Annotated in this window: 22 protein-coding genes; 13 read left to right on the top strand and 9 right to left on the bottom strand. The window is 65.6% G+C overall.

The window, feature by feature from the left end:
* The first annotated feature begins 52 nt into the window (after positions 1–52).
* From fabD to mltG, 6 genes are all read left to right on the top strand, one after another.
* Positions 53–973 carry an ACP S-malonyltransferase gene (gene fabD / locus DF286_RS12760; RefSeq protein ID WP_109271787.1) on the top strand — a complete coding sequence of 307 codons (921 nt, stop codon included), beginning with the start codon at positions 53–55 and terminating at the stop codon, positions 971–973.
* A 38-nt stretch (positions 974–1,011) separates the two neighbouring features.
* Positions 1,012–1,440: a GxxExxY protein gene (locus DF286_RS12765; RefSeq protein WP_109271788.1), complete on the top strand. Its 429-nt coding sequence runs from the start codon at positions 1,012–1,014 to the stop codon at positions 1,438–1,440.
* A gap of 1 nt (position 1,441) precedes the next feature.
* Positions 1,442–2,179 carry a 3-oxoacyl-[acyl-carrier-protein] reductase gene (gene fabG, locus DF286_RS12770; RefSeq protein ID WP_109271789.1) on the top strand — a complete coding sequence of 246 codons (738 nt, stop codon included), beginning with the start codon at positions 1,442–1,444 and terminating at the stop codon, positions 2,177–2,179.
* A 110-nt stretch (positions 2,180–2,289) separates the two neighbouring features.
* Positions 2,290–2,526, top strand: coding sequence for an acyl carrier protein (locus DF286_RS12775; RefSeq protein WP_109271790.1), 237 nt, complete (start codon positions 2,290–2,292; stop codon positions 2,524–2,526).
* Positions 2,527–2,636: 110 nt separating this feature from the next.
* Positions 2,637–3,896 carry a beta-ketoacyl-ACP synthase II gene (fabF, locus tag DF286_RS12780; protein WP_109271791.1) on the top strand — a complete coding sequence of 420 codons (1,260 nt, stop codon included), beginning with the start codon at positions 2,637–2,639 and terminating at the stop codon, positions 3,894–3,896.
* 13 nt (positions 3,897–3,909) lie between these two features.
* Entirely contained in the window at positions 3,910–4,875 is a 966-nt protein-coding gene (gene mltG / locus DF286_RS12785) for an endolytic transglycosylase MltG (RefSeq protein WP_109271792.1), read from the top strand.
* A 106-nt stretch (positions 4,876–4,981) separates the two neighbouring features.
* Here the strand turns inward: mltG and DF286_RS12790 are convergent, their stop codons facing one another.
* From DF286_RS12790 to DF286_RS12805, 4 genes are all read right to left on the bottom strand, one after another.
* Positions 4,982–5,410, bottom strand: a complete 429-nt coding sequence (locus DF286_RS12790; RefSeq protein ID WP_109271793.1) for a hypothetical protein — start codon at positions 5,408–5,410, stop codon at positions 4,982–4,984.
* 64 nt (positions 5,411–5,474) lie between these two features.
* Positions 5,475–6,398 carry a C40 family peptidase gene (locus DF286_RS12795; protein WP_109271794.1) on the bottom strand — a complete coding sequence of 308 codons (924 nt, stop codon included), beginning with the start codon at positions 6,396–6,398 and terminating at the stop codon, positions 5,475–5,477.
* A complete protein-coding gene (locus DF286_RS12800; RefSeq protein WP_109271795.1) occupies positions 6,313–6,654 on the bottom strand; it encodes a MarR family winged helix-turn-helix transcriptional regulator in 342 nt (113 codons plus the stop codon). The genes DF286_RS12795 and DF286_RS12800 overlap by 86 nt, the downstream gene beginning before the upstream one ends.
* A 137-nt stretch (positions 6,655–6,791) precedes the next feature.
* Positions 6,792–8,180 (bottom strand): leucyl aminopeptidase family protein, encoded by a 1,389-nt coding sequence (locus DF286_RS12805; RefSeq protein WP_109271796.1) that lies wholly within the window; start codon positions 8,178–8,180, stop codon positions 6,792–6,794.
* 92 nt (positions 8,181–8,272) lie between these two features.
* Between DF286_RS12805 and DF286_RS12810 the strand changes: the two genes are divergently transcribed.
* Positions 8,273–9,100 carry a hypothetical protein gene (locus DF286_RS12810; RefSeq protein WP_109271797.1) on the top strand — a complete coding sequence of 276 codons (828 nt, stop codon included), beginning with the start codon at positions 8,273–8,275 and terminating at the stop codon, positions 9,098–9,100.
* On the opposite strand, the gene rimO is transcribed toward DF286_RS12810, so the two are convergent.
* A complete protein-coding gene (gene rimO, locus DF286_RS12815) occupies positions 9,087–10,421 on the bottom strand; it encodes a 30S ribosomal protein S12 methylthiotransferase RimO (RefSeq protein WP_109271798.1) in 1,335 nt (444 codons plus the stop codon). The two genes, DF286_RS12810 and rimO, sit on opposite strands and share 14 nt — an antisense overlap.
* A gap of 280 nt (positions 10,422–10,701) precedes the next feature.
* On the opposite strand from rimO, the gene DF286_RS12820 reads away from it, so the two are divergent.
* The gene (locus DF286_RS12820) at positions 10,702–11,229 is read left to right on the top strand and encodes an FxDxF family PEP-CTERM protein (protein WP_109271799.1); all 528 of its coding nucleotides are present in this window, start codon (positions 10,702–10,704) and stop codon (positions 11,227–11,229) included.
* Between the two features lie 148 nt (positions 11,230–11,377).
* On the top strand, positions 11,378–11,701 hold the full coding sequence (locus DF286_RS12825; protein ID WP_109271800.1) for a YnfA family protein: 324 nt from the start codon (positions 11,378–11,380) through the stop codon (positions 11,699–11,701).
* A 284-nt stretch (positions 11,702–11,985) separates the two neighbouring features.
* Here the strand turns inward: DF286_RS12825 and DF286_RS12830 are convergent, their stop codons facing one another.
* The 4 genes from DF286_RS12830 to surE form a co-directional block, all read right to left on the bottom strand.
* Complete coding sequence (locus DF286_RS12830; protein WP_109271801.1) at positions 11,986–12,336, bottom strand: hypothetical protein; 351 nt, start codon at positions 12,334–12,336, stop codon at positions 11,986–11,988.
* Between the two features lie 152 nt (positions 12,337–12,488).
* Complete coding sequence (locus DF286_RS12835; RefSeq protein WP_109272179.1) at positions 12,489–12,791, bottom strand: EF-hand domain-containing protein; 303 nt, start codon at positions 12,789–12,791, stop codon at positions 12,489–12,491.
* A 175-nt stretch (positions 12,792–12,966) separates the two neighbouring features.
* The gene (locus tag DF286_RS12840; RefSeq protein WP_109271802.1) at positions 12,967–14,013 is read right to left on the bottom strand and encodes a potassium channel family protein; all 1,047 of its coding nucleotides are present in this window, start codon (positions 14,011–14,013) and stop codon (positions 12,967–12,969) included.
* A complete protein-coding gene (gene surE, locus DF286_RS12845; RefSeq protein ID WP_109271803.1) occupies positions 14,013–14,777 on the bottom strand; it encodes a 5'/3'-nucleotidase SurE in 765 nt (254 codons plus the stop codon). The genes DF286_RS12840 and surE overlap by 1 nt, the downstream gene beginning before the upstream one ends.
* 101 nt (positions 14,778–14,878) lie before the next feature.
* Between surE and DF286_RS12850 the strand changes: the two genes are divergently transcribed.
* The 4 genes from DF286_RS12850 to DF286_RS15205 all read left to right on the top strand — a co-directional run bounded on the left by DF286_RS12850 (position 14,879) and on the right by DF286_RS15205 (position 17,031).
* The gene (locus DF286_RS12850) at positions 14,879–15,319 is read left to right on the top strand and encodes a host attachment family protein (RefSeq protein ID WP_109271804.1); all 441 of its coding nucleotides are present in this window, start codon (positions 14,879–14,881) and stop codon (positions 15,317–15,319) included.
* Positions 15,320–15,430: 111 nt separating this feature from the next.
* Positions 15,431–16,030 carry a preprotein translocase subunit YajC gene (locus DF286_RS12855; protein ID WP_109271805.1) on the top strand — a complete coding sequence of 200 codons (600 nt, stop codon included), beginning with the start codon at positions 15,431–15,433 and terminating at the stop codon, positions 16,028–16,030.
* A gap of 146 nt (positions 16,031–16,176) precedes the next feature.
* On the top strand, positions 16,177–16,743 hold the full coding sequence (locus tag DF286_RS15200) for a hypothetical protein (RefSeq protein WP_158274690.1): 567 nt from the start codon (positions 16,177–16,179) through the stop codon (positions 16,741–16,743).
* Between the two features lie 21 nt (positions 16,744–16,764).
* Positions 16,765–17,031, top strand: coding sequence for a hypothetical protein (locus DF286_RS15205; RefSeq protein ID WP_158274691.1), 267 nt, complete (start codon positions 16,765–16,767; stop codon positions 17,029–17,031).
* The last annotated feature ends 48 nt before the right edge of the window (positions 17,032–17,079 follow it).

The raw sequence follows: 17,079 nt of genomic DNA on the forward strand, positions 1-17,079 counted from the left end.
GCCCCGCGATCGTGCTGGCCTACCAGCCGCCGCGACAGGAGGAGGCTTCGACATGCGTGCATTCATTTTTCCAGGGCAGGGGAGCCAGGCGGTCGGCATGGGCAAGGCGCTGGCCGAGGCGAGCACGGTCGCTCGCGAGCTGTTCGAGGAAGTGGATGATGCGCTCGGGCAGAATCTCGCCCGGCTGATGGCCGAGGGGCCGCAGGACGAGCTGACCCTGACCGAGAACGCGCAGCCCGCGATCATGGCCAATGCGGTGGCGACGCTTCGCGTCTCCGGCATCTCGCTCGACAAGGCGGATTTCGTCGCGGGCCACAGCCTAGGCGAATATTCGGCGCTCTGCGCGGCCGAGGCGTTCGACGTCGCGACGACGGCGCGCCTCCTGAAGCTCCGCGGAAAGGCGATGCAGGCGGCGGTGCCGGTCGGCGAGGGGGCGATGGCGGCCTTGCTCGGCCTCGGCCTCGAAGCCGCCCAGGAGGTCGCCGCCGAGGCGGCCCAGGGGGAAGTCTGCACTGTCGCGAACGACAATGATCCGAACCAGGTGGTCGTGTCGGGCCACAGGGCGGCGGTCGAGCGGTCGCTGGAGATCGCCAAGGCGAAGGGCGCGAAGCGGGCGCTGCTGCTTCCGGTTTCGGCGCCGTTCCACTGCCCGCTGATGCAGCCGGCCGCCGATGCCATGGCCGAGGCGCTGGAGACGGCCGATCTCCGCGCGCCGGCGGTGCCGGTCTACGCCAATGTCATCGCCGCGCCTGCCGACGATCCGGTCGACATCCGCAAGCTGCTGGTGGCGCAGGTCACGGGGATGGTCCGCTGGCGGGAAAGCGTCGCGGCCATGGCGGAATTCGGGGTCACCCACTTCGTCGAATTCGGCGGCAAGGTGCTCTCGCCCATGGTGAAGCGCATCGCGCCGGACGTGAAGACGACCAGCGTCATCACGATGGACGACATCGACGCGCTGGTGAAGGATATCTGATACTCGCGCAGAGACGCAGAGACGCGGAGGGTCAGTGGGTGACGGATCTCGATCGCATCAGTGGGGACGTGCTGGACTTGTCGATCCGCTTGCACCGTGATCTTGGACCGGGCCTGCTGGAATCCGTTTATGAAATGGTGCTTGCCGGGCAACTCGCGCGGATGGGCTATAAGGTAGAGCGGCAGAAGCCGATCGACGTCGAATTTGACGGATTGCGCTTCGGAGCCGCCTTTCGAATAGACATTCTCGTCGACGACACGCTTCTGATCGAGATAAAATCCTTGGATCGGTTGCATGCTGCGCATGCGAAGCAACTGCTCACCTACCTTCGGCTCACGAAGCAGCCCGTGGGGCTGCTTATCAATTTCGGTGGGGCGACTCTGAAGGAAGGCTTCCGTCGGCTCGTCAACGGACACGGCCTCTCTGCGCCTCCGCGTCTCTGCGCGAACTCAATCTACGGAGAATGACATGTTCGACTTATCGGGAATGACCGCGCTGGTGACGGGCGCTTCGGGGGGCATCGGGTCGGCGATCGCCAAGGCCCTGGCCGGCCAGGGCGCGCGGGTGGCGCTTTCCGGGACTCGCGAAGAGGCGCTGAAGGGCGTCCAGGCCGAGATCGGCGGCGAGAGCCTCATTCTGCCGTGCAACCTCTCCGATAGCGCCGCCGTCGACGCGCTGGTGCCGCAGGCGGTCGAAGCGCTCGGCAAGCTCGACATCCTCATCAACAATGCGGGAGTCACCCGCGACAATCTCGCCATGCGGATGAAGGACGAGGAGTGGTCCGACGTGATCCGGATCAACCTCGAGGCCGCATTCCGACTTGCTCGCGCGGCGATGAAGCCGATGATGCGCGCCAAGCATGGCCGGATCATCTCCGTCACGTCCGTGGTGGGCGCGACCGGCAATCCCGGCCAGGCGAATTACGCCGCGTCCAAGGCGGGGCTCGTCGGCATGTCGAAGGCGCTGGCCCAGGAAGTCGCGAGCCGCGGCATCACCGTCAACTGCATCGCCCCGGGCTTCATCGCCTCGGCCATGACGGACGCTCTGCCCGACGCTCAGAAGGAGGCCTTGCTAGGCCGCATTCCCGCTGGCAAGTTAGGCGAGGGGAACGACGTCGCGGCGGCCGCTGTTTATCTTGCGAGCCGCGAGGCTGCTTATGTGACGGGCCAGACCCTGCATGTGAACGGCGGCATGGCCATGCTCTGACGGGGGCATGCCAGACGCTTTGCAGATGCACGGCTTGTTTCCGGCCACTTGCCAGCATGCGCCGGGAGCGGCTAGGGCGAATACAAACATCATCTAGGGAAGGTATACATATGAGCGAGACCGCCGAGCGCGTTAAGAAGATCGTCGTCGAGCATCTGGGCGTCGAAGCCGACAAGGTCACCGAGGAAGCCAGCTTCATCGACGATCTGGGCGCCGACAGCCTCGACATCGTCGAGCTGGTCATGGCTTTCGAGGAAGAGTTCGGGGTCGAGATCCCGGACGACGCCGCCGAGAAGATCACGACGGTCAAGGACGCGATCGACTATATCGAGGCGAACAAGGCCTGATCGTCAGGCCCGCGGCTACCGGCCCCGATGGGATCGAGCCAAGGTTTGAAAAACGGCTCCCCGTCCCAAGGCCGGGGGGCCGTTTTCGTCTAAATACGGGAGTTTTCTAAATGCGCCGCGTAGTCGTCACCGGTCTTGGACTTGTCACCCCGTTGGGGGCGGACGTCGAGACCAGCTGGAAGAACATCCTCGCCTCGAAGAGCGGCGCGACGCGCATCACGCGCTTCGATCCGACCGACTATGCCTGCCAGATCGCCTGTGAGGTGAAGGCCCCCGATCATGAATGGGGCTTCGACCCGGCCAAGCGCGTCGATCACAAGGTGCAGCGGCAGGTCGATCCCTTCATCGTCTACGGCATCGACGCGGCCGGCCAGGCGCTCGAGGATGCTGGTCTCACCGACATGAGCGAGGAGGATCGCTACCGCACCGGCGTGTCGATCGGCTCCGGTATCGGCGGCTTGCCCGGAATCGAAAAGGAATCGATCGTCCTTCACGAAAAGGGCCCGCGGCGCGTGTCTCCGCACTTCGTGCATGGTCGGCTCATCAACCTCATCTCGGGTCAGGTCTCGATCAAGTACGGCCTGATGGGCCCGAATCACGCCGTCGTCACCGCCTGCTCGACCGGCGCGCATTCGATCGGCGACGCCGCCCGGATGATCGCGATGGAGGATGCCGACGTGATGCTGGCTGGCGGCGCCGAAAGCGCCCTCTGCCCGCTCGGCATCGCCGGTTTTGCCCAGGCGCGGGCGCTCTCGACCAATTTCAACGACCAGCCGGAAAAAGCGTCCCGCCCCTATGACAAGGACCGCGACGGATTCGTCATGGGCGAAGGCGCGGGCGTGGTCGTGCTCGAGGAATATGAGCGTGCCAAGGCGCGTGGTGCGAAGATCTATGCCGAGTTGATCGGCTACGGCATGTCGGGCGACGCCTATCACGTCACCGCGCCGCACCCGGAAGGCGCCGGCGGCTTTCGCGCGATGCAGGTGGCGATGAAGCGGTCCGGTCTCGACCTGTCCGACATCGACTATATCAACGCCCACGGCACCTCGACTCCGCTCGGCGACGAGCTGGAGCTGGGCGCGGTTCGCCGACTGTTCGGCAACGCGATCGGCGGGCTCTCGATGAGCTCGACCAAGTCGGCGATCGGCCATCTGCTCGGCGGCGCGGGCGCGGTCGAATCGATCTTCTGCATTCTCGCCATCCGCGACCAGATCGTCCCGCCGACATTGAACCTCGACAATCCGGGCGACGGCTGCGCCGGCGTCGATCTGGTGCCGCACAAGGCAAAGGAGCGGAGGGTGAAGGCGGTGCTCAACAACAGCTTCGGCTTCGGCGGCACCAACGCCAGCCTGGTCATGCGCGCGGTCTGAAGCTGACCCAGCCATGAAGAAATGGCTGCTCATCCTCATAGCCCTGGCGGCGCTCGCCGCCGCCGGTGGCTATGTGGCGCTGTGGACAAGCGCAGGGCCGAAGGAAGGTCCGTACACCATCGTCGTCGAGCAGGGCGCCACCCTCAGCGACGTCGCCGCGAAGCTCGAGGCGGCCGGGGCCATTCCCGGCAATGCCACCACCTTTCGCGGGATGGCGCGCCTGTTCGGGTCGGACGACCCGGTCCAGGCGGGCGAGTTCCTGATCCCGAAGGGGGCCAACGCCGCCGAGATCCTCGACCTGCTGCAGCACGGCCAGCCGATCCAGCGCCTCGTCACCATTCCCGAAGGCATGCCCTCGATCCTCGTCCACGAACGGCTGATGGGCATCCCCTATCTCACCGGCCAGATCCCGGTGCCGGAGGAAGGCTCGGTCCTGCCGGACAGCTACGGCTATCACCGCGGCGAAACGCGCGCGGCCGTGCTGGAGCGGATGCAGCAGGCGATGACGCGCGAGCTCGACGCATTGTGGGCGAAGCGGCAGCCTCACTCGGCGGTCGACACCAAGCAAGAAGCGATCATCCTCGCCTCGATCGTCGAGAAGGAAACCGCCAAACCGACCGAGCGGCGCATGGTCGCCGGAGTCTACAGCAACCGCCTGAAGGTCGGGATGCCGCTGCAGGCCGATCCCACCGTCATCTACCCCGTCACCAAGGGCAAGCCGCTCGGCCGCCGCATCCGCCGATCGGAGCTAGACGCGGCGAATGGCTACAATACCTATGCGATGGCCGGCTTGCCCGCCGGACCGATCGCCAATCCGGGCCGCTTGTCCATCGCCGCGGTTCTCAACCCGGCCAAGACCGAGGCGCTCTATTTCGTCGCGGACGGGACGGGCGGCCACATCTTCGCCAACACGCTGGCCGAGCATAATGCCAACGTGGCCAAATGGTACGCCATCCGCCGCGCCCGAGGCGAAATGTGAGCACTTAGCTCAGCCAGGGATGCACGTCATTGCGAGCGCAGCGAAGCAATCCAAAAGCACAGGACTGGATTGCTTCGCCGCTTCGCTCCTCGCAATGACGAACCGCTTAGTTCAGCCAGCCCCTGCGATCGGCGACGGTGGCGAACCAGACGAGCAGGACCGCGACGACGATCACCGTGGCGGGCAAGATGGCGGCGCTGGGGCCCATCAGGGCGAGCGCGTCGCTGAGGACCAGCAGCCAGAGCTGCTGCGCCAATGCCGCGATGAGCGACACCACCAGCAGGATCTTGGCCCAGCGCTTGCGGAGCAGCAGCCCGAGGCTGCCGAGCGCTCCGCCGAACGCCGCGATGGCGAAGGCGCCCATGACCCAGGCCGGCGTTGCCGCCTCGAGCGTGCTCTGGGCCTCGGAGACCGTCGGAACGGCCCCGTAGACCGTCATCAGATAGGACGCGACACCGATCAGGTTCCACAGCAAGGCGAGCGTGGCAACGACCCAATACCAGGTCGTCGGCCGGGCGACAGCAGCTTCGTTCATGATGGCACCTCCCCGTTTTTTCCCACGGGGAGACTGCTCGTTCCGGAGGCGAAATGCAATCGGCTCAAACGAGCCGGCGGCGATCGTGGATCGGGACGCGGGCGGAGACGGCGGCGAGCGGCTCGATCAGCACCTTGCCATGATGTCCGGTGGCGTGGATCAGGTCGGTGCCGTCCTTCATCAGGCCGACATGGCCTTCGAAGAATATGAGGTCGCCGCGCGCCAGAGGGGCATCGGCGTCCAGCGAGCTACCGAGGGAGCGTTGCTGGTCGCTGTCGCGGGGTGCGTGAAGACCGCAAAGGCCGAGCGAAAGCTGGACCAGGCCGGAGCAGTCGATGCCGTGGATGCTTCGGCCGCCGAGCAGATAGGGTGCGCCGAGGAACCGCTCGGCGATGCCGACGCAGTCCTGCTCCCAGGCTCCGATCTCCCGGACATGGGTGGATGGGATGAAGCCGCCGTCGGTCGCGAGGAAGCCGTGGCTTTCGTGACCGCAAACCCGCGACCCCATCGGCAGCTGGGCGATGGCGGGGGCGTGGACGTCCGGCTCGGGAAGGATGGGTGCGGTTGCGGCGGCGACGATGTGGGTGGACGCGAGCGGCTCGACGAGGGCGATCGCCTCGACATAGCCGACATAGTGATCGTAGCGGCAATAGCCCCACGCCCAGTGGCCGGAGACTTCGAGGACGGCGAACTCCTCGCCCGGCAGCAACTCGGAGGAAGGTTGGCCATCACCTCCCGGCGCGGGGTAGACGAAGGTGCGATGGGATCCGCAGCTTCGGACGAGGGGACGGGCATAATGCGGAGCGAAGAGGTGGCCGGCCAGGGCGACGTCGGCAAGATCCCGGCGATAGGCGTGGACGCGGTGATCGAGAGTCAGCGAGGGCTCGGTGAGGCGGAAGCGCTCAGCTGTGCTGGAGGATGAATCCTCGATCTTTGGCGGAGCGGCGGGACGAGCCGTCCTGCTCGATATTTCGTTCGAAGCCGTCAAGGAATTCCTGTCCCGTGCTGGTCTTGGCGACGAAGACGTTTCGCCGGTCCGCCTCGTCACGGACTCGGCGGAGATAGCCGAGCGAGCCCAGCGTGTTCAAGGCGCGCGTGATGACGGGCTTCGACACGCCCAATATGTTCGCCAGGCCTCGCACCGTATGCGGTCCCGGCGTCAGGTAAACGAGCAGCATCAAGGCCATCTGACGGTTGGTGAGATCGGGCTGACCGGAGCGCACATAGCCGATCAGAGCGTTCATCCAATTCTTTAGCGCGCGTTCTGACACATAGCTTCTCCGAGGTTCGCGCGGGTGACGTTTCGGGAAGTAAACCAGTCAGACGCCAAATCGTTTCGTTAACACGCTGGAATTTCGACGCGAAGACGGGCATTTCCGTCTCATTTCCGGTAGCGGGCCCTGAGCATCTGCCAGGCGGCGCGCAGGCCGAGCGCGTCGCCGCCCTTGGGCCGGCCGGGTTTCGCCGCCGGGCGCCAGGCGAAGGTGTCGAAATGGGCCCAGGCGATTTCATCGGGCACGAACTTCTGGAGGAAGAGCGCCGCGGTGACTGAGCCCGCCATCGGGCTGTCGGCGGCGTTGCCGAGGTCGGCGATGTCGGAAGCGAGCATCTCCTCATAATGCTTCCACAGCGGCATCCGCCAGACGGGGTCCGACACGGCCTCGCCACCCTTCAGCAAGTCCTCGGCGAGATCGTCGCGATTGGCGAAGACGGGCGGAAGGTCGGGACCCAGCGCGATGCGGGCAGCGCCGGTGAGGGTCGCGAAATCGAGGATCAGCTCCGGCTTGTCCTCGGCTGCCTTGGAGAGGGCGTCGCCGAGGATCAGGCGGCCCTCGGCGTCGGTGTTGCCGATCTCGACGGTGAGCCCCTTGCGGCTCCTGAGGACATCGCCGGGGCGGAAGGCGGCGCCCGATATGGCGTTCTCGACCGCCGGGATGAGCAGGTGGAGACGGACCGGCAGGCGGCTCTTCATGACGAGTCGCGCAAGGGCAAGGGCGTGGGCCGCGCCGCCCATGTCCTTCTTCATCAGGCGCATGCCGGCGGCTGGCTTGATGTCGAGGCCGCCGGAATCGAACACCACGCCCTTGCCGACGATGGCGAGGCGCGGGTTCCTGGGATCGCCCCATTCCAGCTCGATGAGGCGTGGCGCCCGTTCCGCCGTGGCGGCCATGCCGACCGCGTGGATCATCGGATAGCCCGCGGCGAGGTCGGCACCGGAGGTGACGGCAACGCTCGCCCCGCACTCGGAAGCCAGCGCCTCGGCCGCCTTCTGGAGCTCGGCCGGACCCAACTCCCCAGCCGGGATGTTGACGAGGTCGCGCACGAGGTTCGTGGCCTCGGCGATCAGCGCCGTCTCGTCGATCCGCGCCGGATCGTCGGTGAGGAGGATGCGCGGACCCTTCTTCGACGGCTCCTTCTTGTAGCGCTCGAACCTGTACTGGCCCAGCAACCAGCCGAGCACGGCCGGACCGGGACTGCGATCGGCGACTCGATAGGTGCCTTCCGGAAGGGTCTCGGCCGCTTTGGCGAGGCACCAGGGGCTGAGCTCGTCGACATTGGCGACGCCAAGGAGGGCGGACCATCCCTCCTTCTCGCCCGGCAGGATCGCGAGCTGGAATCCCTCGCCTTTAAAGCCTTGCGCCGCCACCGCCTGCCTCACCCGCTCGGGCTGGCCGCCGAGCCAAGTGTCGAAGCCTTTCTTGTCGACAAGGTGGAGAAGGGTGGCGGGCTGGCCTTTGGCGGGATGGACCAGTGCGGACATGTCGTTCATGTTGCTCCCCTAACGGATTGGGGGGGTAGCGGCCAAGCCTGTGTGCGTCCGGTCGTCGGATCGGTCAGTAAGGGGGGAACATGAATATATTCATGAGATGGATCGCGTTCGCCGTCTTGGGCCTGCTCACGGGGTGTGGCGCCTTTGAGCAAGCGAGCGAGGCCGAGCAGGCGATAGCCGTGTCATTCCTCGAGGACGTCATTGCCGGCAACTGGACTGATGCCCGTGAGGCGGCCGAACCTAGCTGGGCGGCGGCCGATTTCGAAGAGCAGTTTGAAATCGTGCCGGAGTGGCTCCAGCCGCATCGACAGGATTTCCGTTTCGTCGCGTCTCAGCCAATGGTTGTCACCCTGCCGGACGGCTCCACGCATTCGGGGCACAACTTAGTGTTCGAGACACCGGGCAACGGCGCCTCGCGTCGCGCCGACAGGCCGGGAGAGAGGCCGGCCACGGAGTGGATTCGAGCGGAAGTGCTGGTGGCGGACCTGCCGGATGGCCCCGCTATCACCCAATGCTCGCTCATGCCCGTCGACGAGCGGCCGAGCGCCTTCATCCAATTCGATCTCAACGACAGGAGCCCAATCCACTTCCTCTGGCTGCTGCTGATGATCGTCAGCGTCTTGACCTGCAGCATCGCCACCATCCTGGTGTTGCGTGGGCCAGCCTTCGATAGGCGATGGCTCTGGACAATCGGCTGCCTGTTCGGGACAGGCGCCTTCAGCCTCAACTGGGGCACGGGCGATGTCGATTTCCTGCCGATCAAGGTAGTTCTGCTGGGCGCCGGCTTCTGGAAGGCGACGCCGCTCGAACCCTTCACGATGGAGTTTGCGATTCCTGTCTTCGCGCTGCTGTTCCTGTTTTGGAAGCGGCCGAAGATCGGAAGCGGGAGGGAGCCTAGGGTGGAAGTTAAGACGACGTAGGCACGCCGAACAGATCGTGCTCGTCGGCATCCTCGACGAGCACCTTAACGATATCACCTGGCTTTACGCCGACGGCATCGCGCAGATGGACTTCGCCGTCGATCTCGGGCGCGTCGGCCTTGGAGCGGCCGGTGGCGCCGCCCTCTTCGTCCGCGACGTCGATGATGACGTCGATCTCACGCCCGATCTTCGCCTGGAGCTTGGCGGCGGAGATGGCGGCGGTCTTCTCCATCAGGCGGGCGTAACGCTCTTCCTTCACTTCCTCCGGCACGGCGCCGGGAAGGTCGTTGGCGGCGGCGCCCTCGACGGGTTCGAAGCGGAAGGCGCCGACGCGGTCGAGCCGCGCCTCATCGAGCCAGTCGAGCAGATACTGGAAATCCTCCTCCGTCTCGCCGGGAAAGCCGACGACGAAGGAGGAGCGGATCGCGATGTCCGGGCAGATCTCCCGCCAGCCCTTCAGCCGCTCCAGCACCTTGGCCTCGTTGGCCGGGCGCTTCATGGCCTTCAGAACCTTAGGGCTCGCATGCTGGAAGGGAATGTCGAGATAGGGGAGGAGCAGCCCCTCGGCCATCAGCGGGATGACCTTGTCGACATAGGGGTAGGGGTAGACGTAATGGAGACGCACCCAGGCGCCGAGCTTGCCCAGTTCGCGAGCGAGGTCGGTCATGTGGGCGCGGACTTCTCCGCCCTTCCACGGCCAGGAAGCGTGCTTCAGGTCGAGGCCGTAGGCCGAGGTGTCCTGGCTGATGACCAGCAGCTCCTTGGTGCCGGCGGCGACCAGCTTCTCGGCCTCGCGCAGGATCGCATCGGGCCGGCGGGAGGCGAGGTCGCCGCGGATCGACGGGATGATGCAGAAACTGCAGCGGTGGTTGCAGCCCTCTGAAATCTTCAGATAGCTGTAGTGGCGCGGGGTGAGCTTGAGGCCGCCTTCGGGCACCAGGTTCAGGAAGGCGCTGGGCGGCATCGGCGCGGCTTCGTGGACGGCGCCCACCACTTGCTCATATTGATGCGGGCCGGTGACGGCGAGGACTTCGGGGAAGCGCTCGCGGATGAGGTCGGCTTCCTTCCCCATGCAGCCGGTGACGACGACGCGGCCATTCTCGGCGATCGCTTCGCCGATCGCGGCCAGGCTCTCTTCCTTCGCGGAATCGAGGAAGCCGCAGGTATTGACCAGTACCACATCGGCCTGGTCGTAATCCGGCGACAGGGCATAGCCGTCGCTCCTGAGCTTCGTCAGGATGCGTTCTGAATCGACCAGCGCCTTGGGGCAGCCGAGCGAAACCATGCCGATTTTCGGCGGGGAGGGGAGCTGAATGGCCATGAGTGGCGCCCAAATAGTGGCAGATGCGGCATTTTCCTAGTGTTCGGTTGACGATGCCGCTCCCCGGCGAGAGCCGGACCCAACTCCCACCACGCAATCGCGACCATTGGAACGTCCGCCCTCGACCCAAAGCAGACCTTCGGCTTTGGCCTCAACTGCGCCAATTGATCGGCGAAGTCGAATTTGGTAAATGTCGAGAGTTACGGGAAAAATTGTTGTCTGGCGTTTCAGACCTGATGGAGGAATGAGCGGGGTTTGACCCTCGGCAGGGAGGAATAACATGAAGAGACTCGTTGCGACCGCCCTTGTAGCTCTCTCGACATTCGGCATCGCGCCCGCCGCACAAGCCGCCGAAATCATACTCGTTCCGCATCCCAGCGGCGATCTTTCCGGCTTTTTCGGTCAGACGATCAGTACGCTAGGGCCGTTTAACTCGACATTCACGTTCAACGTTCCGAGGACCAGCCGCGTGGGCGCAACGTTGAGCAATTTCGGTGTGAGCGGCGTCACCAATATCAATTTTGGGTCCGCCTTCCTCAACGGGACACCTTTCAACTTGATCTCGTTTATAACGCCGCAGGGTGAGGCGGAATTCGGCTTCGCCTCTCGACTATCATCGGCCGGGCCTCATACCCTGGTCGTAAACGGCTCCTCCGGGGGCGGCGGGTCCTTCGCAGGGACGGTTTCGGTCTCGCCGATCCCGGAACCGTCGACCTGGGCCTTGATGCTACTCGGCTTCGGTGTCGTCGGCTATTCGCTTCGGCGCCGCCGGCAGCGGGCGAAGGTGACGAAGGTCTCGTTCGCCTGATAGCAGCCGAGCGCGGGGCCGCTGGCGCCGTGCCGAGCCAATGAGCCGCCAGTTCTCGCCATGCTTGCGTGGCCCGCTATAACGGGCGCGCCTGAGTGTCCTTTTACCACCCATTGCAGGCTTGCCGCATGACTGCGAGACAGCAGAAATGGCCGTTTTCGCATATATCGGCGCGGCGTTGGCCGAGATTGCCGGTTGCTTCGCCTTCTGGGCGTGGTGGAAGCTCGACAAGTCGCCGTGGTGGCTGGTTCCCGGCGTCGCGTCGCTGTGCCTGTTCGCCTGGCTTCTGACTCTCGTCGATGCCGAACATGCCGGACGGACCTATGCGGCCTATGGCGGCGTCTACATCATGTCGGCGCTGCTGTGGCTGTGGCTCTTCGAAGGCGTGAAGCCCGACCGATGGGACCTGAGCGGAACCGCGATCGCGCTCGTGGGCGCCGCCATCATCCTGTGGGGACCGCGGGGCAGCTGAACATCCTGCTGCCGTCGCCGCTCATCCGCCGATCCGCAGGCGGACCAACTGTTCGGCCATCAACCGCTGCGAACCATTCGTGCGGCGGATGAAATCCCGGGTGACGCCGTGGTGGCGATCGGCAGGCGCATGATGTGTCCCCTCATGAATTTCGCGTCGGCCGTGCAAGGACCGGGCCAGCGCCGCCCGCCTCGGATTGGCGGGTCGACACTCCACGCGAACGTTCAGGAGCGGACAGCGGCGTTCGCATTCGGACAGTCGCTGAAGGCGAGCCGGCCGCCTTTTTAGAATTTCGTCCCGACTTTGATCATGATGCGCTTGCTGACCTCGCCGCTCGGCATGCCCGCGGAGTCCAGCACGATCGCGCCGGTCACGCCTCCGCCGAGGTCGGTCTCGGCGATAGGAGGTCCGGCCTCGGTGAGATCCCCCGAAGGCGGGCGGAGTCGATAACCTTCGTCCTGATTTCTAGAGCCGCACACGACGATGACGGTCGGGTCGTCGTCCGGGCAGCGATCGATGATCTTCGGGCGCGGAAGGCCTTCGCGCGGGATCTGGTCGAGATCGAAATCGTCGACCATTGACGTCGCCGGGACAGGAGTGGCGACCTGAAGCAGGATCATCAATGCCGCCGGCATGGCGTCTCCGTCGATGGCCGGAGGCAGACAACATGCCAATTGCGGTGAAACTGTGGCTTTGATCCCGGTTTCACCTGGCTCCTTATGGAGTGGGGAAACCGGTTCGTGCCGAAAGCGGCGGTGGGGTCGCCACCGCCGCTATGGTTCTTCGTTTATCGTGGGGTCGATACCACGGCGGCCAGTTCGGACGCGCTGATCTCGCCGTTGCCGTCGGAGTCCGCCTGAGTGAAGGCGGCCGACGCGGGCTCGGCACTCGCACCCTGCGCGCTCGCCCAGGCCGAGAATTCAGCCTGATTGAGGCTTCCATTCCCGTCAGCGTCGAAGGATGCGAAGTCGCCTCCTGCGGGTGGCGCCCCCGCCTGGTCCGCGGGCGGCTCGGACGGCTGCTGCATGGTTGCGGCCGCCGCCGGGGCCGCCAGGGCCAGAATGGCGGCAAAGAACATAGTGCGGTGCATGTCGTGCTCCGTGACTTGCGAGGATCAGAAAGGTGGATCGGCAGGGCCCCGCGCTCCCCGCCGACATGCCAACCTCTCCTGACCAGTTCCCGTTCCCGATCTGTTTTCGGCTCATCGTGCGAAACGATCATCAATGGCGTGAGCCGTTTTGCCCGGATGACCGCTCGACCGGAATTCAGCGTGGTTCCGCCTCGTTCAATGCGGTCGGCACGATCTCGACGATGACGTCGCCGGGGATGAGCATGTTTGATTCCGGCTCCCAGAAGCCATGGGGCTTGCCGTCGCGGTAGAGGCGGACGCCAATGCCCCGGGCGGCGTCGGCGAGCGATTTGCCGTGATCCTCCGGCCCCACCATCCGCTCGGCGAGCTGGACGCGGCCGCTCGTGGAAGCGAGGTCGGCGAGATAGTCGCTGATATGCTCGCCATGGGTGGAGCCGGCGAGGAGAAGGCCGGCGAAGCTTACCGGGTTGATCACGGTGGTGGCGCCGGCCTGGCGAGCGAGCAGCTCATTGTCGGCGTTGCGTACGGCGACGCTGATCGGGATGCGGGGCGCGAGGTGGCGGGCGGTGAGGGTGATGAGGATCGAGGTGTCGTCGCTTCCGGCGGAGATGATCATCGCCCGGGCGCGATCGATGCGCACCGCCTGAAGTGTCTTGTCGCGAGTGGCGTCGGCCTGCATCACCGCGCAGCCTTGCGATCGGGCGCGCTCCAGCGCGCCCCCGTCGGCGTCGATCACCACCAGGCAGGAAGGATCGGTCTTGCGGGCGATGAGCTCGTCCACCGCCTGGCTGCCGCTGGTACCGTAGCCCGCGACGATGATGTGGTCCTGGAGATTCCGCTGAATGATCGCCATGCGCCATCTATCCCATGTGCGTCTGAAAACGAAGCTGTAGGCCGTGCCGAGGAAGATCAGCACCGCGAAGATACGGATCGGGGTCACGATGAGGGCGTCGAACAGGCGCGCCTGGTCGCTCACCGGGGCGATGTCGCCATAGCCGGTGGTGGTGACGCTGATCATCGTGAAATAGACGACGTCGAGAAAGCTGACATGGCCGTCGAAATTGTCGCGCAGGCCGTCGCGCTCGAACCAGTGCACCGCGACGGCGACGGCGAGCAGAGCGACCACGAATAGCGCCCGCCAGGTGATCTGAACCCAGACGGGAAGGCGGCCCTTGCGCTGCAGGGTGGTGTAATCCGGACCCCTGCGGCGGCGGCGGGCCATCAGGGATAAAGCTCGGCGAGGCGGCCGAGCGACGGCCCGTGGGTGAGGTCGAGATGCAGCGGAGTCACGGCGACGTAACCGTCGGCGACCGCCTCAAGGTCCGTGGAATGGCTCGGCGTCTCGATCATCGGGCCGAGGCCGAACCAGAAATAATCGAAGCCGCGCGTGTCGGTACGCTGCACGATGCGCAGGCGGCCGTAGTCGCGAAGGCCCTGCTGGGTGACGCGAATCCCCTTGACCTCGCTCGGGGTGAGGGCGGGGAAGTTGACGTTGACGAGGGTCCGCGGCGCCATCGGCGTGGCAATGAGCGGGCGCAGCACCTCGTCGGCCCAGGCCTCGGCGGCGGCGAAGGGAACGGTGTCGCCCATGCCTTCCTTGGCATAGGCCTGGCTAAGCGCGATCGACGGAATGCCGGCAAGCGCGCCCTCCATGGCGGCGGACACGGTGCCCGAATAGGTGACATCTTCGCCGAGATTGGCGCCGCGATTGACGCCGGAGAGGATGAGGTCGGGCGGGTCATCCTTCATGACGTGGGCGATCGCCATCATCACGGAGTCGGTGGGGGTGCCGGTGACGCAGAAGCGGCGCTCGCCGAGCTTCCTCAGCCGCACCGGAAAGGTGAGGGTGAGCGAATGGCCGGCGCCCGACTGCTCCTCGGTCGGGGCGACGATCCAGATGTCGTCGGAGAACTCCCGGGCGATCCGCTCCAGCACCTTGAGGCCCGTCGCGTTCACGCCGTCGTCGTTGGTGAGGAGGATGCGCATCGCCGCCTAGCTATGCGTTGGAACGGGGGCGAAGCAAGCCTTGCGGCGGCAACTATCGCCGCATTTGCGGCGTTGACCGGGAAAAATCAGAGGAGATTGACATGCGAGTTCCGCACAACAGCTTCATCGTCGTCGCGGACGGCGAAAAGATGCTCTTTTTCCGCAACGATGGAGACGCCGACTATCCCAAGCTGGAAGTGGAACGCAAAAGACAAAGCGAAAATCCCCCCAATCGCGACATCAAGACCGACAGCCCGGGCCGCGCTTTTGCCAGCATCGGCAACGGCCGAAGCGCCATGGCGGAGGCGGATTTCCATCAGATCGAGGAGGACCGCTTCGCCGCCGAGACCGCCGAGCTGTTGCGCAAGCGGGCACTCCAGAACGACTTCGAATCGCTGATCGTGGTCGCCCCGCCCCGCACTCTGGGCGAGCTTCGCAAACATTATCACAAGGAAGTCGAGAAGCGGCTCGCGGGCGAAATCGCCAAGGATCTGACCGGCCATCCGGTCTCGGAGATTGAAAAAATCCTCAGTGCCGAATAGCGTGCCTCTCCGTGGCCGCTGGAGCGGCGACGCTCCCCCGCTTTTTGGTGAGACGGTTTTCGTTCATTAACAATATGTTATAGCGGGGCAGGCACAATTTCAGGAGAGACCATGACCTTTCGCAAGACCATTCTCGTTTCCGCCGCACTGCTGGCGTCGGCTGCGCTCCAGCCGGCCTTCGCCCAGGCGACCTTCTCCACCGGCGCCAATGTGAGCGACACCGCCGGCGGTGCCGTCGGCACGATCACCAGCGTCGAGGGCGACTATGTCGTGCTCAAGACGGACAAGCATGAGGTCCGCCTGCCCAAATCCTCTTTCACCGCAGTGGACGACGGCTTCATCATGGCGATGACGCAGGCCCAGGTGAACGCCGCGGTCGAGCAGAGCCTGGCCAAGGCCGACAGCCTCGTCACCGTCGGCGCCATGGTGCGCGACACCAGCGGCGACTTCGTCGGCTCGATCCAGAAGGTCGAGGGTGAGCTCGCGACGCTGCGGCTTTCCAGCGGCAGCCTGGTCGCGCTTCCCGTCTCCGCCTTCGGCCCCGGTGCCAGCGGCCCGGTCGTCGGCATGAGCGCGGCCGAGCTCGAAGCGGCCGGTGCCGCCAGCGCCGCCGCGGCTACGCCGGCGGCCGACGCGACGGCCGAGGCGACCGCGGATGCGACCGCCGGCGCCGAGACCGCCGCTGCGGTGACCACGGACGCAACTGAATAAGTTCATTCGTTCGTAACGGGTGAAGGCCGCGCCTGAAGGGTCGGGCGCGGCCTTCTTCCTGTCCGGCTCCCCCAGGTTCTCAGTCTGCGGAGCGACCGAGCCTTTTCCGCGCGACCAGGGCAGCCGCTGCGGCGCCGAACAGGATAATGATAGGCGGCGCCGGCACCGGCGTTCCGCCGCTTGAGCTGCTCGTCGAGCCGCCGCTGGACGTGGACGAGCTGGTGCTGCTGGACGTCGAGGAGCTCGTGCTGCTGGAGGAGCTGGTGCTGCTCGAGGTCGACGAGCTTGTGCTGCTCGATGTGCTCGTGCTGCCGCCGAAGCTGCTGGAGCTGGAGCTCGTTGAAACATTGCCGCTCGAACTCGACGTGGAGGTCGAGGAGATGCCGCCTGTCGATGTCGAGGTGGAAGTCGAGCCTCCGCTGGTGCTGGTTGAGCCGCCGCTGGTGCTGGTCGAACCGCCACTGGTGCTGGTCGAACCGCCACTGGTGCTGGATGTGGACGAGACGGCGCCGCTAGAGGTGGAGCTGCCGCCGGTCGATGTGCTGGTCGAGGCGGTGAAGATGGTGTTGCCGCTGCTGCCGCCGGAGAAAAAGCCGCCGCTGAAGAAGCCGGGCCCGAAGCCGCTGCCGATCGCGCCGCCGCCGATCACGACCGGCACCGCGCCGCCTCCTATCGCAGGAACGACCACCGGCGGAGGCGGCGGTGCCGGATAGGGAAGGGGCGGGGGCGGGTAGGTGATCGTGCGCGTCGTCACCGTCGTCGCCGGCGCGACCTTGCACTCGGCGGGCTTCACCGCCTTCGTCAGCTTCGTCCGCTTGACCCTCATGGGACGGTCGGCGCGCTTGATCGTGCTCGCCTTCGCCTGCTTGACCAGGACCGGCCGTTCCGGCGGGTTCGCAGAAACGTGCACTGCGCCGCCGCCGATGATCGCTCCGCCGCAGGTGCAAGCGGCCAGTTTCGCCAAGGCCATTCTTACAGACATGACATCTACCCTGTTCTAGGCTCTCGCGGCTGACGGATAGTTGACCCCGATGATCCGGCGCTGCGTC

Origin of the sequence: Sphingosinicella humi, from assembly GCF_003129465.1 — a bacterium.
GTDB lineage: Bacteria > Pseudomonadota > Alphaproteobacteria > Sphingomonadales > Sphingomonadaceae > Allosphingosinicella > Allosphingosinicella humi.

Excerpts from the sequence above, each read along its gene's own strand:
- DF286_RS12840 (WP_109271802.1), bottom strand. The coding sequence starts at position 14,013 with ATGGCCCGCCGCCGCCGCAGGGGTCCGGATTACACCACCCTGCAGCGC.
- DF286_RS12850 (WP_109271804.1), top strand. The coding sequence starts at position 14,879 with ATGCGAGTTCCGCACAACAGCTTCATCGTCGTCGCGGACGGCGAAAAG.
- DF286_RS12790 (WP_109271793.1), bottom strand. The coding sequence starts at position 5,410 with ATGAACGAAGCTGCTGTCGCCCGGCCGACGACCTGGTATTGGGTCGTT.
- surE (WP_109271803.1), bottom strand. The coding sequence starts at position 14,777 with ATGCGCATCCTCCTCACCAACGACGACGGCGTGAACGCGACGGGCCTC.
- DF286_RS12855 (WP_109271805.1), top strand. The coding sequence starts at position 15,431 with ATGACCTTTCGCAAGACCATTCTCGTTTCCGCCGCACTGCTGGCGTCG.
- fabG (WP_109271789.1), top strand. The coding sequence starts at position 1,442 with ATGTTCGACTTATCGGGAATGACCGCGCTGGTGACGGGCGCTTCGGGG.
- DF286_RS12810 (WP_109271797.1), top strand. The coding sequence starts at position 8,273 with ATGAGATGGATCGCGTTCGCCGTCTTGGGCCTGCTCACGGGGTGTGGC.
- DF286_RS12825 (WP_109271800.1), top strand. The coding sequence starts at position 11,378 with ATGGCCGTTTTCGCATATATCGGCGCGGCGTTGGCCGAGATTGCCGGT.
- DF286_RS12775 (WP_109271790.1), top strand. The coding sequence starts at position 2,290 with ATGAGCGAGACCGCCGAGCGCGTTAAGAAGATCGTCGTCGAGCATCTG.
- fabD (WP_109271787.1), top strand. The coding sequence starts at position 53 with ATGCGTGCATTCATTTTTCCAGGGCAGGGGAGCCAGGCGGTCGGCATG.
- DF286_RS12800 (WP_109271795.1), bottom strand. The coding sequence starts at position 6,654 with ATGAACGCTCTGATCGGCTATGTGCGCTCCGGTCAGCCCGATCTCACC.
- DF286_RS12805 (WP_109271796.1), bottom strand. The coding sequence starts at position 8,180 with ATGAACGACATGTCCGCACTGGTCCATCCCGCCAAAGGCCAGCCCGCC.
- DF286_RS12835 (WP_109272179.1), bottom strand. The coding sequence starts at position 12,791 with ATGCACCGCACTATGTTCTTTGCCGCCATTCTGGCCCTGGCGGCCCCG.
- fabF (WP_109271791.1), top strand. The coding sequence starts at position 2,637 with ATGCGCCGCGTAGTCGTCACCGGTCTTGGACTTGTCACCCCGTTGGGG.
- mltG (WP_109271792.1), top strand. The coding sequence starts at position 3,910 with ATGAAGAAATGGCTGCTCATCCTCATAGCCCTGGCGGCGCTCGCCGCC.
- DF286_RS12820 (WP_109271799.1), top strand. The coding sequence starts at position 10,702 with ATGAAGAGACTCGTTGCGACCGCCCTTGTAGCTCTCTCGACATTCGGC.
- rimO (WP_109271798.1), bottom strand. The coding sequence starts at position 10,421 with ATGGCCATTCAGCTCCCCTCCCCGCCGAAAATCGGCATGGTTTCGCTC.
- DF286_RS12830 (WP_109271801.1), bottom strand. The coding sequence starts at position 12,336 with ATGCCGGCGGCATTGATGATCCTGCTTCAGGTCGCCACTCCTGTCCCG.
- DF286_RS15200 (WP_158274690.1), top strand. The coding sequence starts at position 16,177 with ATGATAGGCGGCGCCGGCACCGGCGTTCCGCCGCTTGAGCTGCTCGTC.